The following is an 18581-nucleotide window of genomic DNA, read 5'->3' as shown; positions in this document are numbered from 1 at the left end:
GCCCTGTCGAGGTGTCAGCCGTGACCGTTTCAGCTGTGAGCGGTGTCAGCCGTGGCTGCGCGGGTTCTTCTCGATCACCTTGCCGTCGAGACCGGCGACGAGATACGCGGAGCCGTACGCGTCCGAGACATAGACCTTGAGGACCGGCTGCTTGTTCAGGAACGGATAGGCGGGGTCGACGTCCAGGAAGTGGCTGGTCGGCTTCGCCACGCCGAGATCCTTGTCCGCCGTGCGCAGCAGCGCCGGGAGGGCGTCCCAGCGGAACTTCTCCAGGTCCACCATGGCGGTGTCGGGCATGAGGGTGCCGCCCGCGCGCTCCCGCGCGGCCTTGCCCTTCTCGTAGACGAAGTGGTCGTACAGGTTCTTGTCGCTCTTGGCGGGCGCCGCCGCGCTCGCCCGCGTCTTGTGCATCGTGAAGTCGGTGACGCGGGTGCCGCCCATCACCGGCTTCAACTGGTGGATGACGGACCGGACGCCGTCCGGAGTCAGCAGATCGATGTCGTCCCGCTCGGCCGCCGCGCCCACCGCGCCGGGGAGTTCGTCGGCCGCCTTCCCCTCCGGTACGGGCAGCAGCGCCCAGACCAGCGCGGCGGTCACGGCCGTTCCGGCGAGGGAGGCCAGGAACGGCACGACGCGGGCCCGCCGGACGCGGCGGCGTGCCTCGTGCGGGGGGAGCGTGGTGGCGGGGTCCGAAGGGGAGGGAGGGGAGTTGAAAGACGAGGAGGGAGAGGTGAACGAGAAGGAAGTGGAAGTGGAGGACGAGGACGAGGACGAGGACGAGGAGGTGAACGACGAGGAAGTGGAGGTGAAGGATGAGGAGGGCTTCGACGGCGGCATGACCCTGGTGCGTTCCGGCGGTACGACGACGGTACGGGCCGGGGACGCGGCGTCCCGCGGAGCCTTGGCGTCCGTGCGCTTCTCGCTCCCGCCGTGCCCCGCAGGCCCCTGCCCCTGCCCCGTCTGCCCGGCCTGTCCTGCCTGCTCCGATTCCGCCGCCGCCAGCATCCGGTCCAGCGCCGCGGCGTCCGGCCGGGCGGCCGTGTCCCGCGTCAGCAGCGCCTTCAGTACGGGCGTCAGCGCGCCCGCCCGCTCCGGCTCCGCGACCGGCTCGTCCAGGATGGCGGCCAGCGTCGCGAGCGTGCTGGCCTTGCGCAGCGGGTGGCGGCCCTCCACGGCGACGTACAGCAGCATCCCGAGCGACCACAGGTCGGAGGCGGGGTCGCCTTCGCGGCCGCGGAGCCGTTCGGGGGCGATGTAGTCGGGGGAGCCGATGAGCGCGCCGGTGGCCGTCAGGCTGGTGGCGTCGCGGATCGCGGCGATGCCGAAGTCGGTGAGCACCGGCCGGCCGTCGGTGCGCAGCAGGACGTTGGCGGGCTTGACGTCGCGGTGCTGGATGCCCTCGGCGTGGGCGGCGCGCAGCGCGGCCAGCACCCCGCGCCCGATCCGGGCGGCCTCGGCGGGCGGCAGCGGGCCCGGGGCCAGCCGGTCCTGGAGGCTGGAGCCGGGGACCAGCTCCATGACGATCCAGGGATAGGAGTCCTCGCCCTCGTCCACGATGTGGTGGACGGTGACCACATTGGGGTGGTCGAGCCGGGCCAGGGCGCGGGCCTCGCGCAGCACCCGGCCGCGCAGGGCGCGGGCCGCGGCGGGGTCGTTCTCGGCGAGGGACGGGTCGGGCGGCCGTACTTCCTTCAGCGCCACATCGCGATGGAGGGCGAGGTCGCGGGCGCGCCACACCATGCCCATACCGCCGCTGCCGAGCCGGTCCGCCAGCTCGAACCGGCCGTCGATCACCCGGCTCACCGGAAACCACCGCCTGCGCTCATGGTCAAGAGAGTATCGGGGAGGTCCGACACGGCGGTGGCGTGCCCCATACGCAAGCGTGGGGGGGCGCTCGTACCAGGCCCGGCAGCCCCCGCGCCGGGCGCTGCCGAGTCGGACTAGTCCTCCGTCAGGGCGATCTGGACGACCGTACGGGGGGACTGGCGGCGGATCAGGGCGCCGCGGCCCGGGACCCGGGGTTCGGCTCGTTCGTTGCCGAGCAGTGCGCCTTCCTTCGGGTCGCCGGAGAGGATCAGGCCGGCCGCGCCCATCTCGCGGGCACGGCTGAGGAGCTGCTCGGTCAGAGCGGTGCGGCCGAAGCCGGACACGCGGCGTGCCGCGATCAGGTGGAAGCCGAGTTCGCGGGCCTGTGGGAGGTAGTCGACGAGCGGCGCCAGCGGGGACTGCCGGCCATTGGCCACCAGGTCGTAGTCGTCCACCACGATGTACAGCTCGGGCCCCTCCCACCAGGTGCGTTCCCGCAGCTGCTTGGCCGTGACGTCGGGCGGCGGCAGCCGCTCGGCGAGCTTCTGGGCGACCTGTTCGGCGTAGACGGCCGCCGCGTTGGAGTCTCCGGCGTACGCGCCCAGGTGCTCGTCGGGGACCGCGCCGAGCAGGGCCCGCCGGTAGTCGATCACGATGAAGCGGGCCTCCCACGCCGAGTACCGCTTGGTCATCCCGGTCAGCCAGGTGCGCAGGAACTCGGACTTGCCGGAACCGGAGTCGCCGAAGACGAGGAAGTGCGGCTCGGAGTGGCCGAGTTCCAGGTGCACCGGGCGCAGGTCGTCCTCCGCGAGACCGATCGGCACCCCCTCGGCGGCGGCGTCGGACGGTGCGGTCAGCTCGGCGAGGGTCACCTGCTCCGGGAGCATCCGGATGGGCGGGGCCGCCGAGTCCGCCGGCCAGGAAGCGGCGATCTTGGCGAGCGCGTCCTCCTGCGCCTCGGCCAGGCCGTCCATGGTGTCCATGCCGTCCAGCCGGGGCAGCGCCACCTGGAACTGCAGGCCGCCCGGGACCAGGCCGCGGCCGGGCACGGTGGCGGAGGCGAAGCGGCGCGCCGCGCGGCGGTCGATCTCCGACTCGGCCGGGTCGTTGAGCCGCAGCTCCAGCCGGGCCGCGAAGCTGTCCCGCAGCGACATCCGCAGATCCGCCCAGCGGTTGGCGGTCAGCAGCAGATGCACGCCCACGCCCAGGCCGCGCGCCGCGACGTCCAGTACGACGGCGTCGATGTCCAGGTCCTGCAACTCGCCGCGGAGCCCGCCCCAGTTGTCCAGGACGAGGAAGACGTCGGCGGCGCGTACGCCCTCCGGGAGTTCGCCCGCCGAACGGCGCCGGCGGAACTCTCCCGCCGAGTCGATGCCGAGGTCGCGGAAGAGCTTCTCCCGCTCGGTGACCAGCTGGACCACCTCGGCCAGCGCCCGCCGGGCCCGCTGCGTATCGTGCCGTCCGACGACACCGCTCACGTGCGGGGTCCGCTCGTACGGCAGCAGCGAGCCGCCGCCGAAGTCGAGGCACAGGAACTGCGCCTCGGCCGGGGAGTGGGTGACCATCGCGCCGAGCATCAGCGAGCGCAGGAACATGCTCTTGCCCGACTGCGGGGCGCCGACGAGCACCAGGTGCCCGTACTCGTGCGCGAAGTCCGGTACCACCGGCTGCTGTTGCTGCATCACCGGGATGTCCGCCACACCCACGGGGAACTTCAGCGTTCCGCTCTCCGGCCACCACTGCGCCCGCAGCCCCTCTCCCGGCTCGCCCGCGAGCGGTCCGGTGAGCGAGTCCAAGGGCAGCGCCCGGGGCAGCGGCGGCAGCCACACCTGGTGCACCGCCTGGCCGGACCGCAACAGCCGGTCGACCAGGACCTGCATCTCGGTCGGGCCGGTGAGCATCGGCCGGGGGCGCTGCTCGCCGACGGGCTCGGCCGGGACGTCCGGGTCCGGTGCGCTGCGCAGTCCGAAGGGGACCGGGGCGGTGGGCGCCGGCCCCTCGATGGCGAGCCGTTCCTCGGCGCTCTGGTGCGGCCCGGACACGTGCGCCACCCGGAACCGCTCGAACACGGAGTCGGCGACCTTGAGAAAGGCCGAGCCGGGGATGGGCGGCAACCGGTAGGCGTCCGGTGTCCCGATCACCGTGCGGGACTCGGCGGCGGAGAAGGTGCGCAGGCAGATCCGGTACGAGAGGTTGGACTCCAGCCCGCGCAGCTTGCCCTCCTCCAGACGCTGGGTGGCCAGCAGCAGATGGATGCCGAGGCTGCGGCCGACGCGGCCGATCTGCACGAAGAGGTCGATGAAATCGGGGCGGCTGGAGAGCAGCTCGCCGAACTCGTCGACGATGACCAGGAGATAGGGGAGCGGCTCCAGAGGCTCGCCGTCCGGCCCGGTCTGCCCGGCGGCGCGGCGCAGCTGGTACTCGCGTACGTTGTCGAGGTTGCCCGCGTCCCGCAACAGCTTCTGGCGCCGCTGCTGCTCGCCCTGGAGCGCGTCGCGCACCCGGTCGACCAGTGCCAGGTCGTCCACCAGGTTGGTGATCAGGCCGGCCACGTGCGGCAGTTCGGTGACGCCGGCGAAGGTGGCGCCGCCCTTGAAGTCCACCAGTACGAAGCTGAGCAGGTCGGGGGAGTGGATCGCGGTGAGGCCGCCGACCAGGGTGCGCAGCAGTTCGCTCTTGCCGGAGCCGGTGGCGCCGACCACCAGGCCGTGCGGGCCCATGCCGCCCTGCGCCGCCTCCTTGAGGTCGAGGGCCAGCGGATGGCCCTCGGCGTCGAAGCCGACCGGGAAGCGCAGCACGTCCTCGGAGTCCGGCTCGACCCACCGGTCCTCCGGCTCGAAGGAGTCGAGGTCGGGGACGCCGAGCAGGTTCGGCAGGGACATGGTCTGGGCGAGGATCTCCTCGCCCTCCGCGGAGAGCCGCAGCGGGGCCAGTGCGCGGGCGGTCGCCGCGCAGAGCCGCGGGCTCGGATCGTCGGCGACCGCGGCCTCGACGTGGACGTCGGAACGGCTGTCGGAGCGACGGCTCTCGACGGTCAGCCTGCCCTCGCCGGTGACGCGGACCCGGACGTCCGCACGGGTCGGCTCGTCCGCCTCGCGGTCCACCACGCACACCACGGTGACGCCGCTGCCCGGTCCCGCTTCCTCCAGCAGCCGGGTGGCCACGGCGGAACGGGCCCAGGCGCTGCGCGGGTCGTAGCCGTCGAGGAGGACCAGCAGCCGCTGCCGGTTCTCCTTCGTGTCCCGGTTGGCGGAGAAGGTGCGCCGGGCGATGGCCGCCTGTTCGCGAGCGGAGTTCAGCCAGGCGTCGAGGTGGTCGGCGACGCCTTCGAAGTCCTCGGCGACCAGCGGCACCACCCCGGCCTCACCGGCGGCCTCGGGCTCATGGGTGTGCGGGAGCCACTTGGCCCACTCCCAGTCGGCGTCCTCCGCGCCGCCGGAGACCACCGCGACCGCCACGTCGTCCGGGGCGTGCAACACGGCGACCTGGGTGAGCAGGGCACGGGCCACGCCCCGCGCCCGGTCGGCCGGGCCCAGCACGCTGATCACGCCGGACCGGTCCAGGTCGACGGTCGCGGGCTGGTGGCCGACCGTGGCGGTGCCCTCGATCAGCCGGTCGGCGGCGGCGCGGGCCCGCTCGTCGTACTCGACGGTGGGGTCGTTGCGGGTGGCCAGCCGGACCGGTGTGGACAGCGGCGCGCGGCCCGTGCCGAGCCGTACGCGCAGGAAGTCGGCGTCGGCGGGGCGGCGTTCCCAGACTCGGCGCCGGCCCCGGGCGACGGCCCACAGCCGGTACGGGGAGGGGTGCTGCCAGGCCGCCACCGTGCGCTGGTCCGAGGCGACCTGACGGGCCGTCTTGCGGACCTCGACGAGGTGCTCCAGATAGCGGTCGCGGGCGCGCAGTTTCTGCTTGCGCTGGTTGCCGCGCATCTGCATGCGTACGCCGAAGGTGACGCCGATGGAGAGCAGGACGAAGGAGATGCCGAGCAGGATCAGCATCTTCTTGCCCGCGACGATCATGTAGGCGGCCATGCTGATGCTGGACAGCAACGGCATCAGCAGCATCAGCCAGTTGCCGCCCGAGTCCTTCCCGACCGGCTGCGGCGGAGCGGCCACCATCACCGGGTCGGTCGGCAACTGCGGCGGGGCGACCCGGGCGGGGCGGTGGAAGACGATCCGCGACATCTGGGCTCTCTGTGCAGGGATGCGGGAGGCGGGGAAGCGGGACGGCGGGCGGCCCGGGGACCGGCCGCCGGTCGGTCACCGCGGGGCGGCGTCGCCGGTGGCGGGGGGCGTGCCGCCCGGCGGTCGCCGGCCGGGGTCGGTCCGCACCAGCGGCGGCGGGGTGAACGCCGGGCGCTGGGCCCGGGCCTGCCGGGACTGCTCGGTGTGCTCGCGCAGACCGGCCGTCAGGTCGTTCAGCCCCCCGGTGAACTCCCCGACCCGCTCGGTGCGCAGCTCGGTGACGGTGGTCTGGGCGGCGCCCACGGCCTCGATGATCAGGTCGGTCAGCGTCCGCGGATCGTCCGGATCGATCACCGACGGGTCGATCCGCAGATCGGTCAGGCGCCCCTCGCCGCTCACCGTCGCCGTGACCAGACCGCCGCCGCCGTGCCCCGTCGCCTGACAGGCGTCCAGGTCATCGCGCAGACCGGAGAGATCGCCTTGGAGATGGCGCACCCGCTCGGTCAGGGCGGCGATATCGATCGAGGGACGGTCGGTCATGTGCGCTGCTCCTCGGGCGGGCCTGGGGACGATGCGGACGTACGGCGAGCGGGCGGCGGCCGCGCGGCACGTCGGCGCTCGGGCGCGCCGGCACGGGGGCGGCCGAACGCGGTGGGACGGAATCGGTCCGCCCCCATCCTCGCCGCCGCCCCGAGGCCCTGCCCAGATCCCTGTTCGGGGACCTCCGCGTCCGGGGGCGGCGACCCGGTACGCGCCGTGGCGGGACTTCTCCGTCCGGTGGCGCGGTGACCCGGTGACCCGGTGACCCGGTGACCCGGTGGCGCGGTGACCCGGTGGTGCGGTGACCCAGTGGTGCGTATCAGGTCACCGGACGGGCCTCCCGGACCGGCCCGCACGGCTCACCGGGACTCGCAGTTGTCCACCACCAGGTCGTGAGCCTCCGGCAGGCCGTCCAGTGTGCGGACGAACGCGTCGGCGGCGATGTGCCACAGCGGCCCCTCGCCGAGCCGCCGGAAACCGAGCGAGCGCAGCACTTCCGGCGTCGCGCCGACCGAGTTGGCCTCGACCAGCACGTGGTCGGTCGCGGCCAGCCGGGAAGCGCGCCGGAACAGCTCCCGGACGATCGACTCCGACCGCTCGGGCCCGTCGTCGCCGGACAGCACCCCGGCCATGTGCAGGGCGCGCGGTGGCTCGCCGCCCTGCCCGGATGCCGCGGTCAGGGGTGCGACCGGGTGGGGCGCCTGGACGCGCGGTACGTCCAGCGTGCCCGTCCAGTAGCGGAGCTGGCCGACGGCCGTGCCGCGCCGGCCGGTCGTGGCCGTACCGGACGAGGTGCCGGTGGGCACCCATTCGATCGCCTGGAGCCGCCCTCGCACCAGGGACCGGTCCGCGACCAGCGGCACGGTCGGCTGCCGTGCCGAGGCGCCGGTCTCCTCCGCGGGCGCGGCGGCGGGCGGCGCCGTCGCCGGGGCCGCGGCCGTGACCGGGGCGGGCCGGGGCGGGGCCGGGGCGATGTCCAGGTTGGCGGACGGGATCAGGCCCAGGTTGGCGGGCGGGAGATGCGGCCGCGACGGCTGGACCGTACCGCCCCGGGCGGGGATTTCCCGTGCCTCCGTGATGACGCCGGGGGCTCCGGCGTGCGGGCGGGGCAGCGGGCGGGGCTCCTGCCCGGTGGCCGGTGCCGGGGCGTGTGCCGGGGCCGCCGGGCCGTGGGCGAGGAGCCTGCCGTAGAGGTGCTGTTGGGGTCCTTCCGGCCCCTCGGCCTCCTCGATGTGGTCGATCCGCCAGTCGAAGCCCCGGGAGACGAGGAGTTCGCGCTCGTCGTCGCCCGTAGCGGAGAGGGCGCCGAGGTACAGGGCCGGGGCGCCCTGGGGGACGAGCAGATGGAGGATGTAGGGACGGTCGGCGAAGTCCTCGGCGATGGGGCCGAGCGAGGTGGACATGAACCGTCCCTCGCGGACGGTCAGGCCCGGCGAGACGGCGAGGCCCGGGGGGAAGTACCCCTCGTCGAGCCCCTTGATGACCACGAGGTCCCGGGGGACGGGCAGCGTGCCGAGGATCTCGTCCATGGCGCGGACATGGTGCTCGACGGCGGCCAGCGCCCGGGCCGCGAACTCGCGGCCGGTCATGGGCTCGGCGGGCTTGCCGTCGATCAGGACATCGTCGTAGGTCGCGTCGAGCTTGATCCAGTGCTGGTCGGCCACGGCGCGGACGAAGCGGGTGAGGGTGCCGTCGTTCGCGTCGAGGTCACGGGCGAGGGCCTTGATCTCGATGTCGGCGGGCCGGTAGGGCAGCCGGCGGATCTGCTCGTCCTCGGGGCCCTTGGTGTAGGCGCGCAGGGCCTTGAAGGGACGCGGGGGCAGATCGCCGACGTACTCGTCCCAGTGGCCGGCGCCGTACGCGACGCCCTCTGCGGCGGTGCCGAACACCAGGGCGCCGGGGAACCTGGCGCGCTCGGCGTCCGCGTGCGGGTTGACCTGCCCGGCCTCCGCCTCCTCGGAGAGCGGGCCTTCGGACATCGCCGACTCCTCGGACATCTCCGAGCCTTCGGACATCGTCTCCGAGTGCTCGGACACCGAAGAGCCGCGGGACACCGACGAGTGCCCGGACGCCGTGGAGGTGTTCGCGGCCTCCGGAGCCCCGGCCGCCCGTGCGGCCATCAGCCGCTCGACGTGGTAACTGTGCGCGGTGGTGCGTGCGGTATGGGCGTCCGCGTCGTGGAACCGGTCCAGCCAGGGGGCGAGCACCCGGGTCAGGCGTTCGGCCAGCAGTCGGCGGAGCCCGCCGGGCAGCAGGTCGGCGAACTCGCCGCGCCACAGGTCCTGCCGGAACGCGAGCGCCGAGGGGATCAGACGGGCCGTCAGCTCCGCGTCGTCCTCGGTCTGCTCGTCGGGCCCGTCCTCAAGCGCGGTGATCGTCGCCTTGAGGAACTCCTGCCACACCTCCCGGTCGTGCGGCGTGATCGCGCCGCCCCGGTTCGCGAGAGCGGCGTGCTTGGGCCACGCGTCCCCCTCCGCCTCCAACTGCCGGACCGTGTCCCGCTCCAGACGCACCGCGGCGTCCAGCAGACGCTCGCGCAGGGCGGCGGCCACGGGATCGGCGCCCGCCAGGCGGGGGATGAACTCCCAGGCGAGTTCGGCGGCGCCGGCCGGCAGCGGTCGGCCCGGCTCCAGGAACTCGGGGAGGCTCTTGACCTCCTCCGCCCACGGCGTGGCGTTCGCGGGGTCGTCGTGGGTGCCGGCCAGCGCCGCGAGCGTCTCAGGCGACGCCTCGGCGTCGAGGACGCTGTCCTCGCTCGCCTCGGACATCGCGTCGTCGGACATCGCGTGGTCGGACATCGGGTGGTCGGACATCGGGTGGTCGGACATCGAGCCGTCGGACTCGGCGTCCTCCGACATCGCGCTGTCCGACTCGGCGCCCTCCGACTCGGCGATCTCCGACATGGCGTCGTCGGAGTCCCCGGGGTACGAGATGAACTCGTCCCACTCCTCGTACTGCGCCGCACCGCCGCGGAGCCGCAGTACCGAGCGGGATTCCTGTGCGGTGGACGCCGCGGACGCGGCGGGGCCGTGGGCGAGGAGTTCGCCGTAGAGGTGTCGTTGGGGGAGACCGTAGGGGCCTGCGGCCGTGTCCACGTGGGTGACGCGCCAGGTGAAGCCGCGGGCGATGAGGAGTTCGCGTTCGTCGTCGCCGGTGTGGGAGAGGGCGGCGAGGTAGAGGGCCGGGGTGTTCCGGGGGACGTGGAGGTGAAGGATGTAGGGGCGGTCGTTGAAGTCCTCGGCGATGGGGCCGAGGGAGGTGGACATGAACCGTCCTTCGCGGACGGTGAGGCCGGGCGCGATGTCGGTGCCCGGGGGGAAGTACTGCTCGTCGAGGCCCTTGACGACGACGAGGTCGTGGGGGACGGGGCGGGTGGTGAGGACGCCGTCGAGGGCGCGGACGTGGTGTTCGGTGGCGGCCAGGGCATGGGCGGCGAACTGGCGGCCGGTCATCGGCTCGGCGGACTTGCCGTCGACGAGGACGTCGTCGTAGGTCTCGTCCAGGTCGATCCAGTGCTGGTCGCGGACGGCGCGGATGAAGTGGGTGAGGGTGCCGTCGTTCGCGTCGAGGTCGCGGGCCAGGGCTTTGATCTCGATGTCGGCGGGCTGGTAGGGGAGGCGGCGGATGTGTTCGTCCTCGGGGCCGCCGGTGTAGTCGCGCAGGGCTTTGGAGTAGCGCACGGGCAGGTCGCCGACGTACTCGGTCCAGTGGCCGGCGCCGTACGCGGAGCCGGCGGCCGCGGAGTCGAAGACCTGGGCGCCGGGGAACCGCTCGCGTTCGGTGTCCGCGTGCGGGTTGGCCTGCCCGGCCTCCGCCGCGCCGGAGACCGAGCCCTCGTCCTCGGACATCGCCGAGCCTTCGGAGGCGCCGGCGGAGTCGGAGTCGGAGTCGGAGTCTTCGGCCTGGGACGTCGCCGAGCCTTCGGAGACCGGTCCCTCGGAGACCGAGCCCCCGGCCTGGGACATCGCCTCGTCGGAGCCGGAGCCGGAGCCGGAGCCGGAGCCGGAGTGTTCGGACATCTCCTCGTCGGAGCTGTCCATTTGCGCGGCGTCGTTGTGGTGGAGCTCGGCCAGCCAGGGCTGGAGCACCCGGTTCAGGTGCTCGGTCAGCAGACGCCGGTCGCCGCCGGAGAGGTGGCTCGCGATCTCGCCGCGCCACAGGTCCTGCCGGAAGGCGATGGCCGAGGGGACCAGATAGGCCGTCAGCTCCGCCTCGCCGGGCTTCTCGTGCGGGGCGTCCAGGAGCGAGACGGCCGTCAGCTTGAGGCGTTCCTCCCACGTACTCCGGTCGCGCGGCGCGATGGTGTCGCCGGGGCGGGACAGAGCGGAGTGCTTGACCGCTGTGTCACCCTCGGCGATCAGCCGCTGGATCATCTCCTCTTCCAGACGCGCCGCTGCGTCCAGCAGGCGCTCGCGCAGGGCGGAGGCGGCGGGATCGGTGCCGGTCAGACGGGGGATGAACGTCCAGGCGGGTCCTGCGGCGAGCGGGTGGGGCCGCTGTGACCGCAGGTACTCCGGGAGGCGCGTGACGTCCTCGGTCGCCGGGAGGCCCGGGGTGTCCTCCACCCATGGCGCGGTGCCGGTGGCGTCGACGGGGGTGTTGGCCAGCGCCGCCAGCGTGCCCGGCGTCGCCCCGGGGCGGACGGCCCCGTTCTCCTCGTTCGCCTCGCTCTCCTCGCTCGCTTCCGACATGTCGTCGTCGGACGCGACGTGCTCGCCGACGGAGCCGTCGAGGAACGAGAGGAACTCGGGCCATCCTCCGTGCAACGCCGCGTACAGCGCGGCGTGTTCGGCCCCTGCCCCTTCCGACATGCTGTCGTCGGAGAGGTCGTCCGCGACGTCGGAGTCCTCGTCCTCGTACTGCGCCGCCCCACCGCGCAGTCGCAGCACCGGGCTGGATGCCCCGTTCTGGACCTGCGGCTCCGGCTCCGGCGTGGTCCGCGCCGCCGCCTCGGTCGTCTGCGGTTCGGTGGTTTCCGTGACCGGACTCTGTCCGGTCGTCTGCTCCGGCTCCCGCTCCGAGGCGGACGCGTGCTGCCGCTCGGGCGCGGGCTCCGGCTGGGGCGGCGTCCACGGGATGCCGACCGTGACCGGCGCCATGCCCTGGGCCGTCCCCAGCTTCCGCGCGCCCCGGTAGTAGGTGAAGGTCACCCGCACCGAACCGGTACGGATCTCGTGCGGCTGAGGGATCTTGGCGTTGGCGAAGACCCGGCCGGACTCGCCCTGCATGCCCCCCTCGCGCTGCCGGTGGGCGCCGCCGGCGTGGACGCCGCCGCGCAGTCCGGCGACTTCGGTCACGCCGCCCTCGACGCCGAACCGCGCCTGGCCGCCCCGCTGGTCGGTGTTCAGGTGCGTGGTGCCGAAGCGGTGGCCGGCCTCGGCTCCGAGCGAATGCTCGGCCTTCTCGTCCAGGCGTTCCAGACTCAGCGGATCGGGCAGGTCGGCCGTGGCCGTGACGCGCACCTGCTCGCCGCCGACCGTGAACAGGTCGATGCCGAGCGGGGCACGCGAAACGAGCCGCGTTTCGCCCTCGGCCCCCGCGGCCGGGGTCGCCATCAGGTGCGTCAGCCACGTCTGGAGGATCGGCAGGCTGAAGCGCTCCTGCGCCAGTTGTGCCCAGGTCCGGTGTCCGTTCCGGGGCCTGCTCCGCCACCGCTCGCCGAGGTACTGGAGTCCGTACTCGTCGAGCATCTGGTGCAGCCCGCCGACGGACCCGAGATCGCGTATCACCCAGTCCTGTACGGACTGCGGCTCGGTGGCCGCCGGCTCCTCGTGCGCGGCGACGGCGGACGGCTCGGCGGCGGCGGTCTCCATCAGCGTCACGAAGTCGATCGGCGCGGTCCCGATGGCACGCCCGGTGGTCTGCCGGGTCAGCTCGAACTGCCGGTCCAGCACCTGCCTGCGCCGCGCGTCGACCGCCGCGAGCCGCTGTGTCAGGTCGGCCTGCCGCTGCGTGCGGCGCAGGTTCGCGAGCTTGCGGGCGAGCTTCTGGACGAAAGCCGTACGGCCCGCCCCGGTCCGCTGTTCCCCGGCCCGCCGGGACGTGCCCTGTCCCTCGGTCGCCCCGGTCGCCTCCTCCGACAACTGGTGCGACTCCGTGCTCAGGCGCCCGATCTCCTCCTGGAGCCGCCGGGCCCGCAGCCGGGCCACGGCCCGCCGGACCCGGCCGGTCAGGCCGTCGTCGGTGGCCCGCATGTCGAAGTGGAGCAGGACCGTGCCCTCGTAGAGCGACGCGGGAACCTTGCTCTTCGTGGTGCGGGCGGTCTTGCTCGTGGTCCCGGTGACCGAGAGCTCCTCCTGGCCGGTCGTCCGGGTGCCGCTGCCGCCGCCGACGAGGCTGACCCCGGGGGCGATCTGGCCCTTCCCGGAGATCTTGAGCGTGTGCGTGGTGCTCGAACCCCCGCCGAGCGCGGACACGCCGTCCGTCCCGCCCTCGCCGAGCGTGTGCTCGGCGCCGACGGTGAACTCGGTGGTGCCGGCGTCCGCGGTGTGCTTCAGCTCCGCCACGCTCGCGGTGACCGCGACGACACCGCCGCGCACATCGACGATCAGCGGCTGGTCGGCCATCATCCCGCGCAGGCGCTGGCGGATCCGGCCGGTGTGCAGCCCCGCCGCCAGGTCCGACTTGGCCTTCTCCCAGCGCTTGCCCGTGCCGAAGACCCGGCTGCCGCGCACGTCGAGGGCGTCGAGCAGCTCGCGCACCCCCGCGACCGTTCCGGGCAGGGTGACCTGCTGGACGAGGTCGCTGTCGCCGAGGCGGCGCGACCGCTGGACGCGTGCGGGTTCGGGGCGGCTTGAGGGAGCGGTGGTCTGCTCCGTTCGCGCGTCGACGAGGTCGCGGGCCGGGAAGGCGAGGAGCGCGTCGACGGTCCCGGTGACCGGCCCCACGGGCACCGGGTACTCGCTCTTCGTCAGCTTGACGTCGAGCCGGAAATCGACCTTCCCGTCGAAGAGTGCGACCGGCTCGACGGTCTTGCCCTTGGCCACCGAGGTGCCGCCGGAGTCCAGGGCGTTGCCGACGGTGCTGTCGGTGGACCTGGTCCCGGTGTACTGGACGGTGACGGCGTGCGGCACCTTGGCCGTGAGGTCGGCGGCCAGGGTGGTACGGGTGCGCCGGTCCCGCATCCCGCCGGTGGAGCGGGTCTCCTCGGTGCCGGTCTCGGACTCGAAGTCCGCGACCGTCCTGAGGTAGCGGGCGTCGCGCACGGCGACCGCGGTCAGGGTCACCTTGGCCGTGAGGTCGCCGACCGACACCTTGACGGTCCGCAGCGCCTCCGGGTGCCGGCTGAGGTGCGGGATGCGCGGCCGCAGGGCGAACGGGTCCAGATGGACCGCGAAGGCGGCCTCGGCCCGTGACCAGCCCGAACCGAAGTGTCCCTCCAGGCGCTCGCGGAGGGCGCTCAGCAGGCGGCGGCCTCCTCGCAGGCTGAGCACGTGGTCGGTGTGCGCGAGCTGCCGCTGCTCCGTCACCCGGCGCGGCGCGCGCGGCACGGTCTCCGACGGCTGGATCTCGGGCTCGGTCCGGGGCGCCGGCCGAGCCATGTTCGGCTGCCTGAGTTCGCGCTTCTGCCGGATGAGTTCGCCCGAGCGGGTGAAGGAGGCCGGCCCCTGGGCGTCCATCGTGAACTGTTCGCACAGCGACTGCGGAATGGCCACGACGAACGGGACCTTCGCGACGCCGCCCGCGCCGCCGACGCGGTAGACGCGGCCCTGCGGGTCGGTGACCTGGAACCGTACCGACGCCTCGCCCGAGAACACCGCCATCGGCTCGCGGTACTTGGCGTTGGTCAGGCTCTTGGCGCTCTCGGCGCCGCGGCCGCCCACCCGGGTGCGCACGAGACGGCCGCCGCCCGCGGTCGGCTGGAGCGCGCTGCCCTGCGGCAGCGTGGCGTCGCCGCCGGCGAGCGCCTGCCAGCCGCCCTCGTGCCACACGATGGTGCGGACCGAGGTGCCGGTGGTCGTCTCGTTGAGCACGTTCAGATCGGCCTTGTCGGCCGTCCGCCGGTACGTGAGCCGCTGCACGGCGGCCTCGGCCGAGATCGCCCTGTGCCCCGCGGTGACCGAGCCGCCGAGCGGCCCGCTGGTGAGCCGCGCGCCCTGCGTCATGGCCACCAGCCAGGCCGCCAGACGCTCCCGGCGGAAGCTGCTGTGGACCACCGGCCGGTGGTCCGCCCAGTCCCGGCCGAAGACATACGCGCCGATGGCGTCGAGCCGCTGACGGATCGACAGGTCCGCCTCGCCCCCGGCACTCTGGTGCTCCTCCGGGAAGAAGTCGAAGCCCCCGCCGGCGAACAGGTCGTGGACGACCGAGGAATCCGGCAGACCGCCGCGGTCGCCGGAGGACCACAGGGAGAGCGGGGGCCGGTACGCGGTGGCGCCCTCGGGCAGCGACAGCGGCGACAGGCGCCGGAGCTCCGTACGGGCCGCGGACCGCGCTGCGGCCCGGTCGGCCTGGCTCTCCTGGCCGGCCGGTGTGCTCTGCCCGGGCCGCGCGCTCCGCTTGGCGCGCTTGGCCCACTCCGTCTCGAAGACCGTCGCCTCGTCGACCGTCTCGGTCTCGGCCTGCTCCGACAGGGCGCGGAAGCCGAGCGTGGTACGGGCCGTCGCGGACCGCTGCTCCTGGCCGCCCGCGCTCCGCGCGAACCGCACGCTCACGGCGGCCACGCCGTCGAAGACCGAGCCCGGGACCTTGGTCTTCGTCGCCGTTCCGGTACGTGCCGACGCCGAGGAGATGAGGACGCCGTCGTTCCCCCGACGGCCGGTGATCCGGCCGGAGAGCTTGCCCGGCAGCTCGCCGAGCGGCGCCGCCTGGCCGCCGGCCGAGAGCGCCTGCCCGGACCCGGAGGACGTGGGGAGGGTGACGGTCCGCGTCACGTCGGTGCCGACGTTGAACTCCGTCTCCTTGGTGTCCCGCACGTGGCGCATCGTCGCGACCTCGGCGGAGAAGAGGACCGTGCCCTGTCCGTCGGGCAGCACGATGTCCAGCGGCTCGCCGGACATCATCGCGGTGAACTGCTCGTGCAGGAGGCCGAGGTCCACGCGGTCCAGCAGCTGGGCGCGGATTCCGGGCCAGGCGTCGCCGAACACCTCCCGGCCGATGTCGGCGGGCGACGGCCCGCCGGCGATCCGCTGGTCCAGCACGGCGTCCAGACCGCCGTCGAGCCGCTTGCCGTCGAGGCCGGCCGGATGGACGTCCATGACGATGTCCGTGGCTCCGACCGCGCGCAGTTCGCGCACCCTGGCGGGCGGGAGCCGGTGGGCGGCGGGCGGGCCCGTGTGCTCGGCCGAGTCGGCCTCGGGGACCAGCAGGTGAGCCGGCACCGTGGCGGTGAGTCGCCGCGGCCGCACTCCGGCCTGTCCCGGAGCCGGTACGGACGCGGGGCCGCCGATGGGCAGGACCCGGCCGCGCTGCCCGGCGCCGGTGGCGGTCACGTCGGAGAAGTCGAACGTGAACGTGGCGACGGCGGTGACGCGGAGCGCCTTCTCCGAGGTCTTGCCGCGCGCGAACATCCGTCCGCTCTGGTCGGTGGTGCTTCCGCTGGACCGGTCGGCGTTCGCGTTCGCCGAGAAGTCGAACCGTCCCTTCGGGACGGTCACCCGGAGGTCGGCCCCGTAGCGGAAGCGCCGGCGCCGGTCGTCGAAGTGGCCGGAGGAGGAGGCGGACTCGGCCCCGTTCTCGAATTCGACCTTGGGCAGCACGCTGTCGGTCACCGGGTCGCTCAGGACCGCGCCGACCTCGATCTCCCCGGACCAGCCGGGAATGTCGAGGGGCACCCAGCGCCTGCCGCCCCGGCTCAGCCCGGACAGCCATGGCTTCAGCTCCTCGGCGCCGAGGTAGGAGAGGAGCTGACCGCGCGCCGACTCCGCGTTCTCGGCGCCCAGCGCGTCCCGCAGAGCGGGCATCAGCTGATCGACGACGGCGGTCTCGGAGTCCCCGACCGTGAGCACGATGTCCCCGGCCGCGAGGTGGCCCTCGGCCAGCCGGGCGGGCACGGTGGGAAGTCGCGCCGGCGCGGTGGTGATCGTGTTCGTGGCTGTCGTGGCTGTCGTGGCTGTCGTGGTCGGCGCGGTGGGCGCGGTGTCCGTGGTCGCGTTCGTGACCGTGGCCTCGGTGACGGCGCCGTCGTCGGTCACGTCCGTCGTGGCGACGTCCGTCGTGGCGACGGTCGGAGCGGCGACGGTCGGAGCGGTGACGGTCGCGGGCGGCACCGGGACGGTGGCCTGGTAGTGCTCGGCGCCTCCTCCGCCGAGCCGCACCCGGACCAGCTGAACCCGCTCGCCGTGCTCGGCGGTCCAGTGCCACTGGCCGCTGCCGATGTGCAGGATGCCCAGGTTGATCCCGTAGGTGAGGTGGAACAGCGCGGGGACCAGGTCGCCGCCGGTGTTGTCGTAGCTGCCGGGCGTCCTGACCTGCCGCACGATCGCGGCCGCGACGCCGGAGCCGCGTACCGCCTCGCGCCAGGTCTCCAGTTCCTCGTCGTCCAGGGCCGACAGCAGCGCGGCGCGCAGCGCCTCGCGGGTCTCCGGGTCGGCTTCCTCGTCGAACCGCTGCCGGACGAACTCCTGGATCATGTACGGGAAGGAGCCCGGGGCGGGGGCGTGCTCGGGGGCGCTGTGCTGCTCCCACAACGGCGCGAGGACTGTGTACCAGAGCTCGGAGGCGTTGTCGTGGAACTCCGCCGCCAGCTGCTCCGCCAGCGCCTCGCGCACGCTCGCGGCGTCGAGCACGGTGAGATCGCCCGTCAGCCCGGACGCCCGGTAGGTGGTCAGCACGGCGTTGACTAGGCAGTCCCCGTCCGCGGCGACCGTCTCGGGCCGCAGAGCGCCCGCGCGCAGGGCGGTGGCCTGGGAGGCGTCGATCGAGAGCTCTTCCCACGTCTCGTGGGCCGGGCTGACCGTCACCTCCTGAGCCGGGGTGTCCGTCACCGGAGCCGTCGGCTCCTGAGCGGCCGTCGACGTCTGCGGTGCCTGCGACTCCTCCGAAGCCCGCGGCTCCTCCGAAGCCCGGGGCTCCTCCGAAGCCCGCGGCTCCTCGGACGTCCGCGCCTCCTCCACCGGCGTGGAAGCGCCGGCCGGCGTCGAGCCGCCGTCCTCGCGCGCGTCGCCCAGGACCGAGCCCCCGCCGGTGGCCGGGGCGGCGGCCGTGACCGTCACGGTGCCGTGCTCGTCGGGCTCGCCCCATGTGAGGCCGTGCCCGGCGGAAGCGGGGTCGCGGTCCAGCTCGGGGCGGACGTACCGGTCCGCGAACCGCTCGCGGGAGATGGTCTCGCCGTGGGCGGTGACGGTGCCGTCGGAGCCCGCGGTGACATGCCAGACCTGGGTCCCGTCCGTCGCCGGCACCTGCTGGACGCGGTGCAGTTCGAGGAGCAGGGGGTCGCTCCAGCCGGTGGCCGCGCGCGGCGGTACGTACCAGCCGGAGGGCGTGCGGATCGCGTCGGTCCGGACCCCGCCGAGGCCCAGCAGCGTGCCCTGCGGGGACAGGCTGACGGACAGCAGGTCGGAGACGTGGAAGGCGGCCCGGAAGGCGGTGCCGCGCCAGCGGAACCGGCCGAGCACGTTCTCGGTGCTCAGCTCCACCACGACGTACGCGTCGGCGAGCCCGCGCGTGTTCCAGTAGGTGTCCATGGCCGCGCCCTCGACGCGGGTCATGGCCCAGCCGCTGCCGCTGGCGGTCAGACCGGTGCTCTGGCCGAAGGACACGCCGTCGCTCGTCGTGCCGGAGGCGTGCGAGTCCAGCGGGTGCGCCGGGGTCGCGTCGCCCTCCGCGGCGTTGCCGCGCCCCTTGGTGAGGGACAGGCTGTTGTTCTGCGACCCGTAGTCGCTGCGCTCGCTGGTACCCGGCCGGGCGGCCAGCGCCGGGCCGATCTCGGCGGGGACGATCGCGACGCGCAGCCGGCCGGTGGTGTCGGCGCCCACCCGGTCGGTGGTCTGGAGACCGGCCCACAGGTCGTCGGGGGAGGCGCCCAGGCCGTGCTGGATCAGATGCCGGGCCAGCACGCTGGGGTTGATCAGCTTGCGCAGCGCGTCGAGCGAGACGCGGCCGCGGCCGGCC

Annotated in this window: 4 protein-coding genes (1 of these 4 cut by a window edge); all 4 read right to left on the bottom strand. The window is 74.0% G+C overall.

Annotated features, from left to right (window positions below; all coding sequences use genetic code 11):
• Positions 1 to 45 precede the first annotated feature (45 nt).
• Positions 46 to 1803, bottom strand: coding sequence for a serine/threonine-protein kinase (locus tag AB0I22_RS23665; RefSeq protein WP_363132861.1), 1758 nt, complete (start codon positions 1801 to 1803; stop codon positions 46 to 48).
• A gap of 137 nt (positions 1804 to 1940) precedes the next feature.
• A complete protein-coding gene (gene eccCa / locus AB0I22_RS23660; RefSeq protein WP_363132860.1) occupies positions 1941 to 5990 on the bottom strand; it encodes a type VII secretion protein EccCa in 4050 nt (1349 codons plus the stop codon).
• Between the two features lie 75 nt (positions 5991 to 6065).
• Positions 6066 to 6530: a YbaB/EbfC family nucleoid-associated protein gene (locus AB0I22_RS23655; protein ID WP_363132859.1), complete on the bottom strand. Its 465-nt coding sequence runs from the start codon at positions 6528 to 6530 to the stop codon at positions 6066 to 6068.
• A 359-nt stretch (positions 6531 to 6889) separates the two neighbouring features.
• Positions 6890 to 18581, bottom strand: partial view of an ADP-ribosyltransferase gene (locus AB0I22_RS23650; RefSeq protein ID WP_363132858.1) — the final stretch only. It continues 22640 nt past the right edge of the window; the window shows 11692 of its 34332 coding nt (coding positions 22641-34332); its start codon lies beyond the right edge, outside the window; its stop codon occupies positions 6890 to 6892.

The sequence above is a fragment of the Streptomyces sp. NPDC050610 genome (assembly GCF_040654875.1).
Lineage (GTDB): Bacteria > Actinomycetota > Actinomycetes > Streptomycetales > Streptomycetaceae > Streptomyces.
Note: the sequence above shows the minus strand (reverse complement) of the source record. Positions and strands in the feature narration are given on the sequence as shown.

Excerpts from the sequence above, each read along its gene's own strand:
- eccCa (WP_363132860.1), bottom strand. The coding sequence starts at position 5,990 with ATGTCGCGGATCGTCTTCCACCGCCCCGCCCGGGTCGCCCCGCCGCAG.
- AB0I22_RS23655 (WP_363132859.1), bottom strand. The coding sequence starts at position 6,530 with ATGACCGACCGTCCCTCGATCGATATCGCCGCCCTGACCGAGCGGGTG.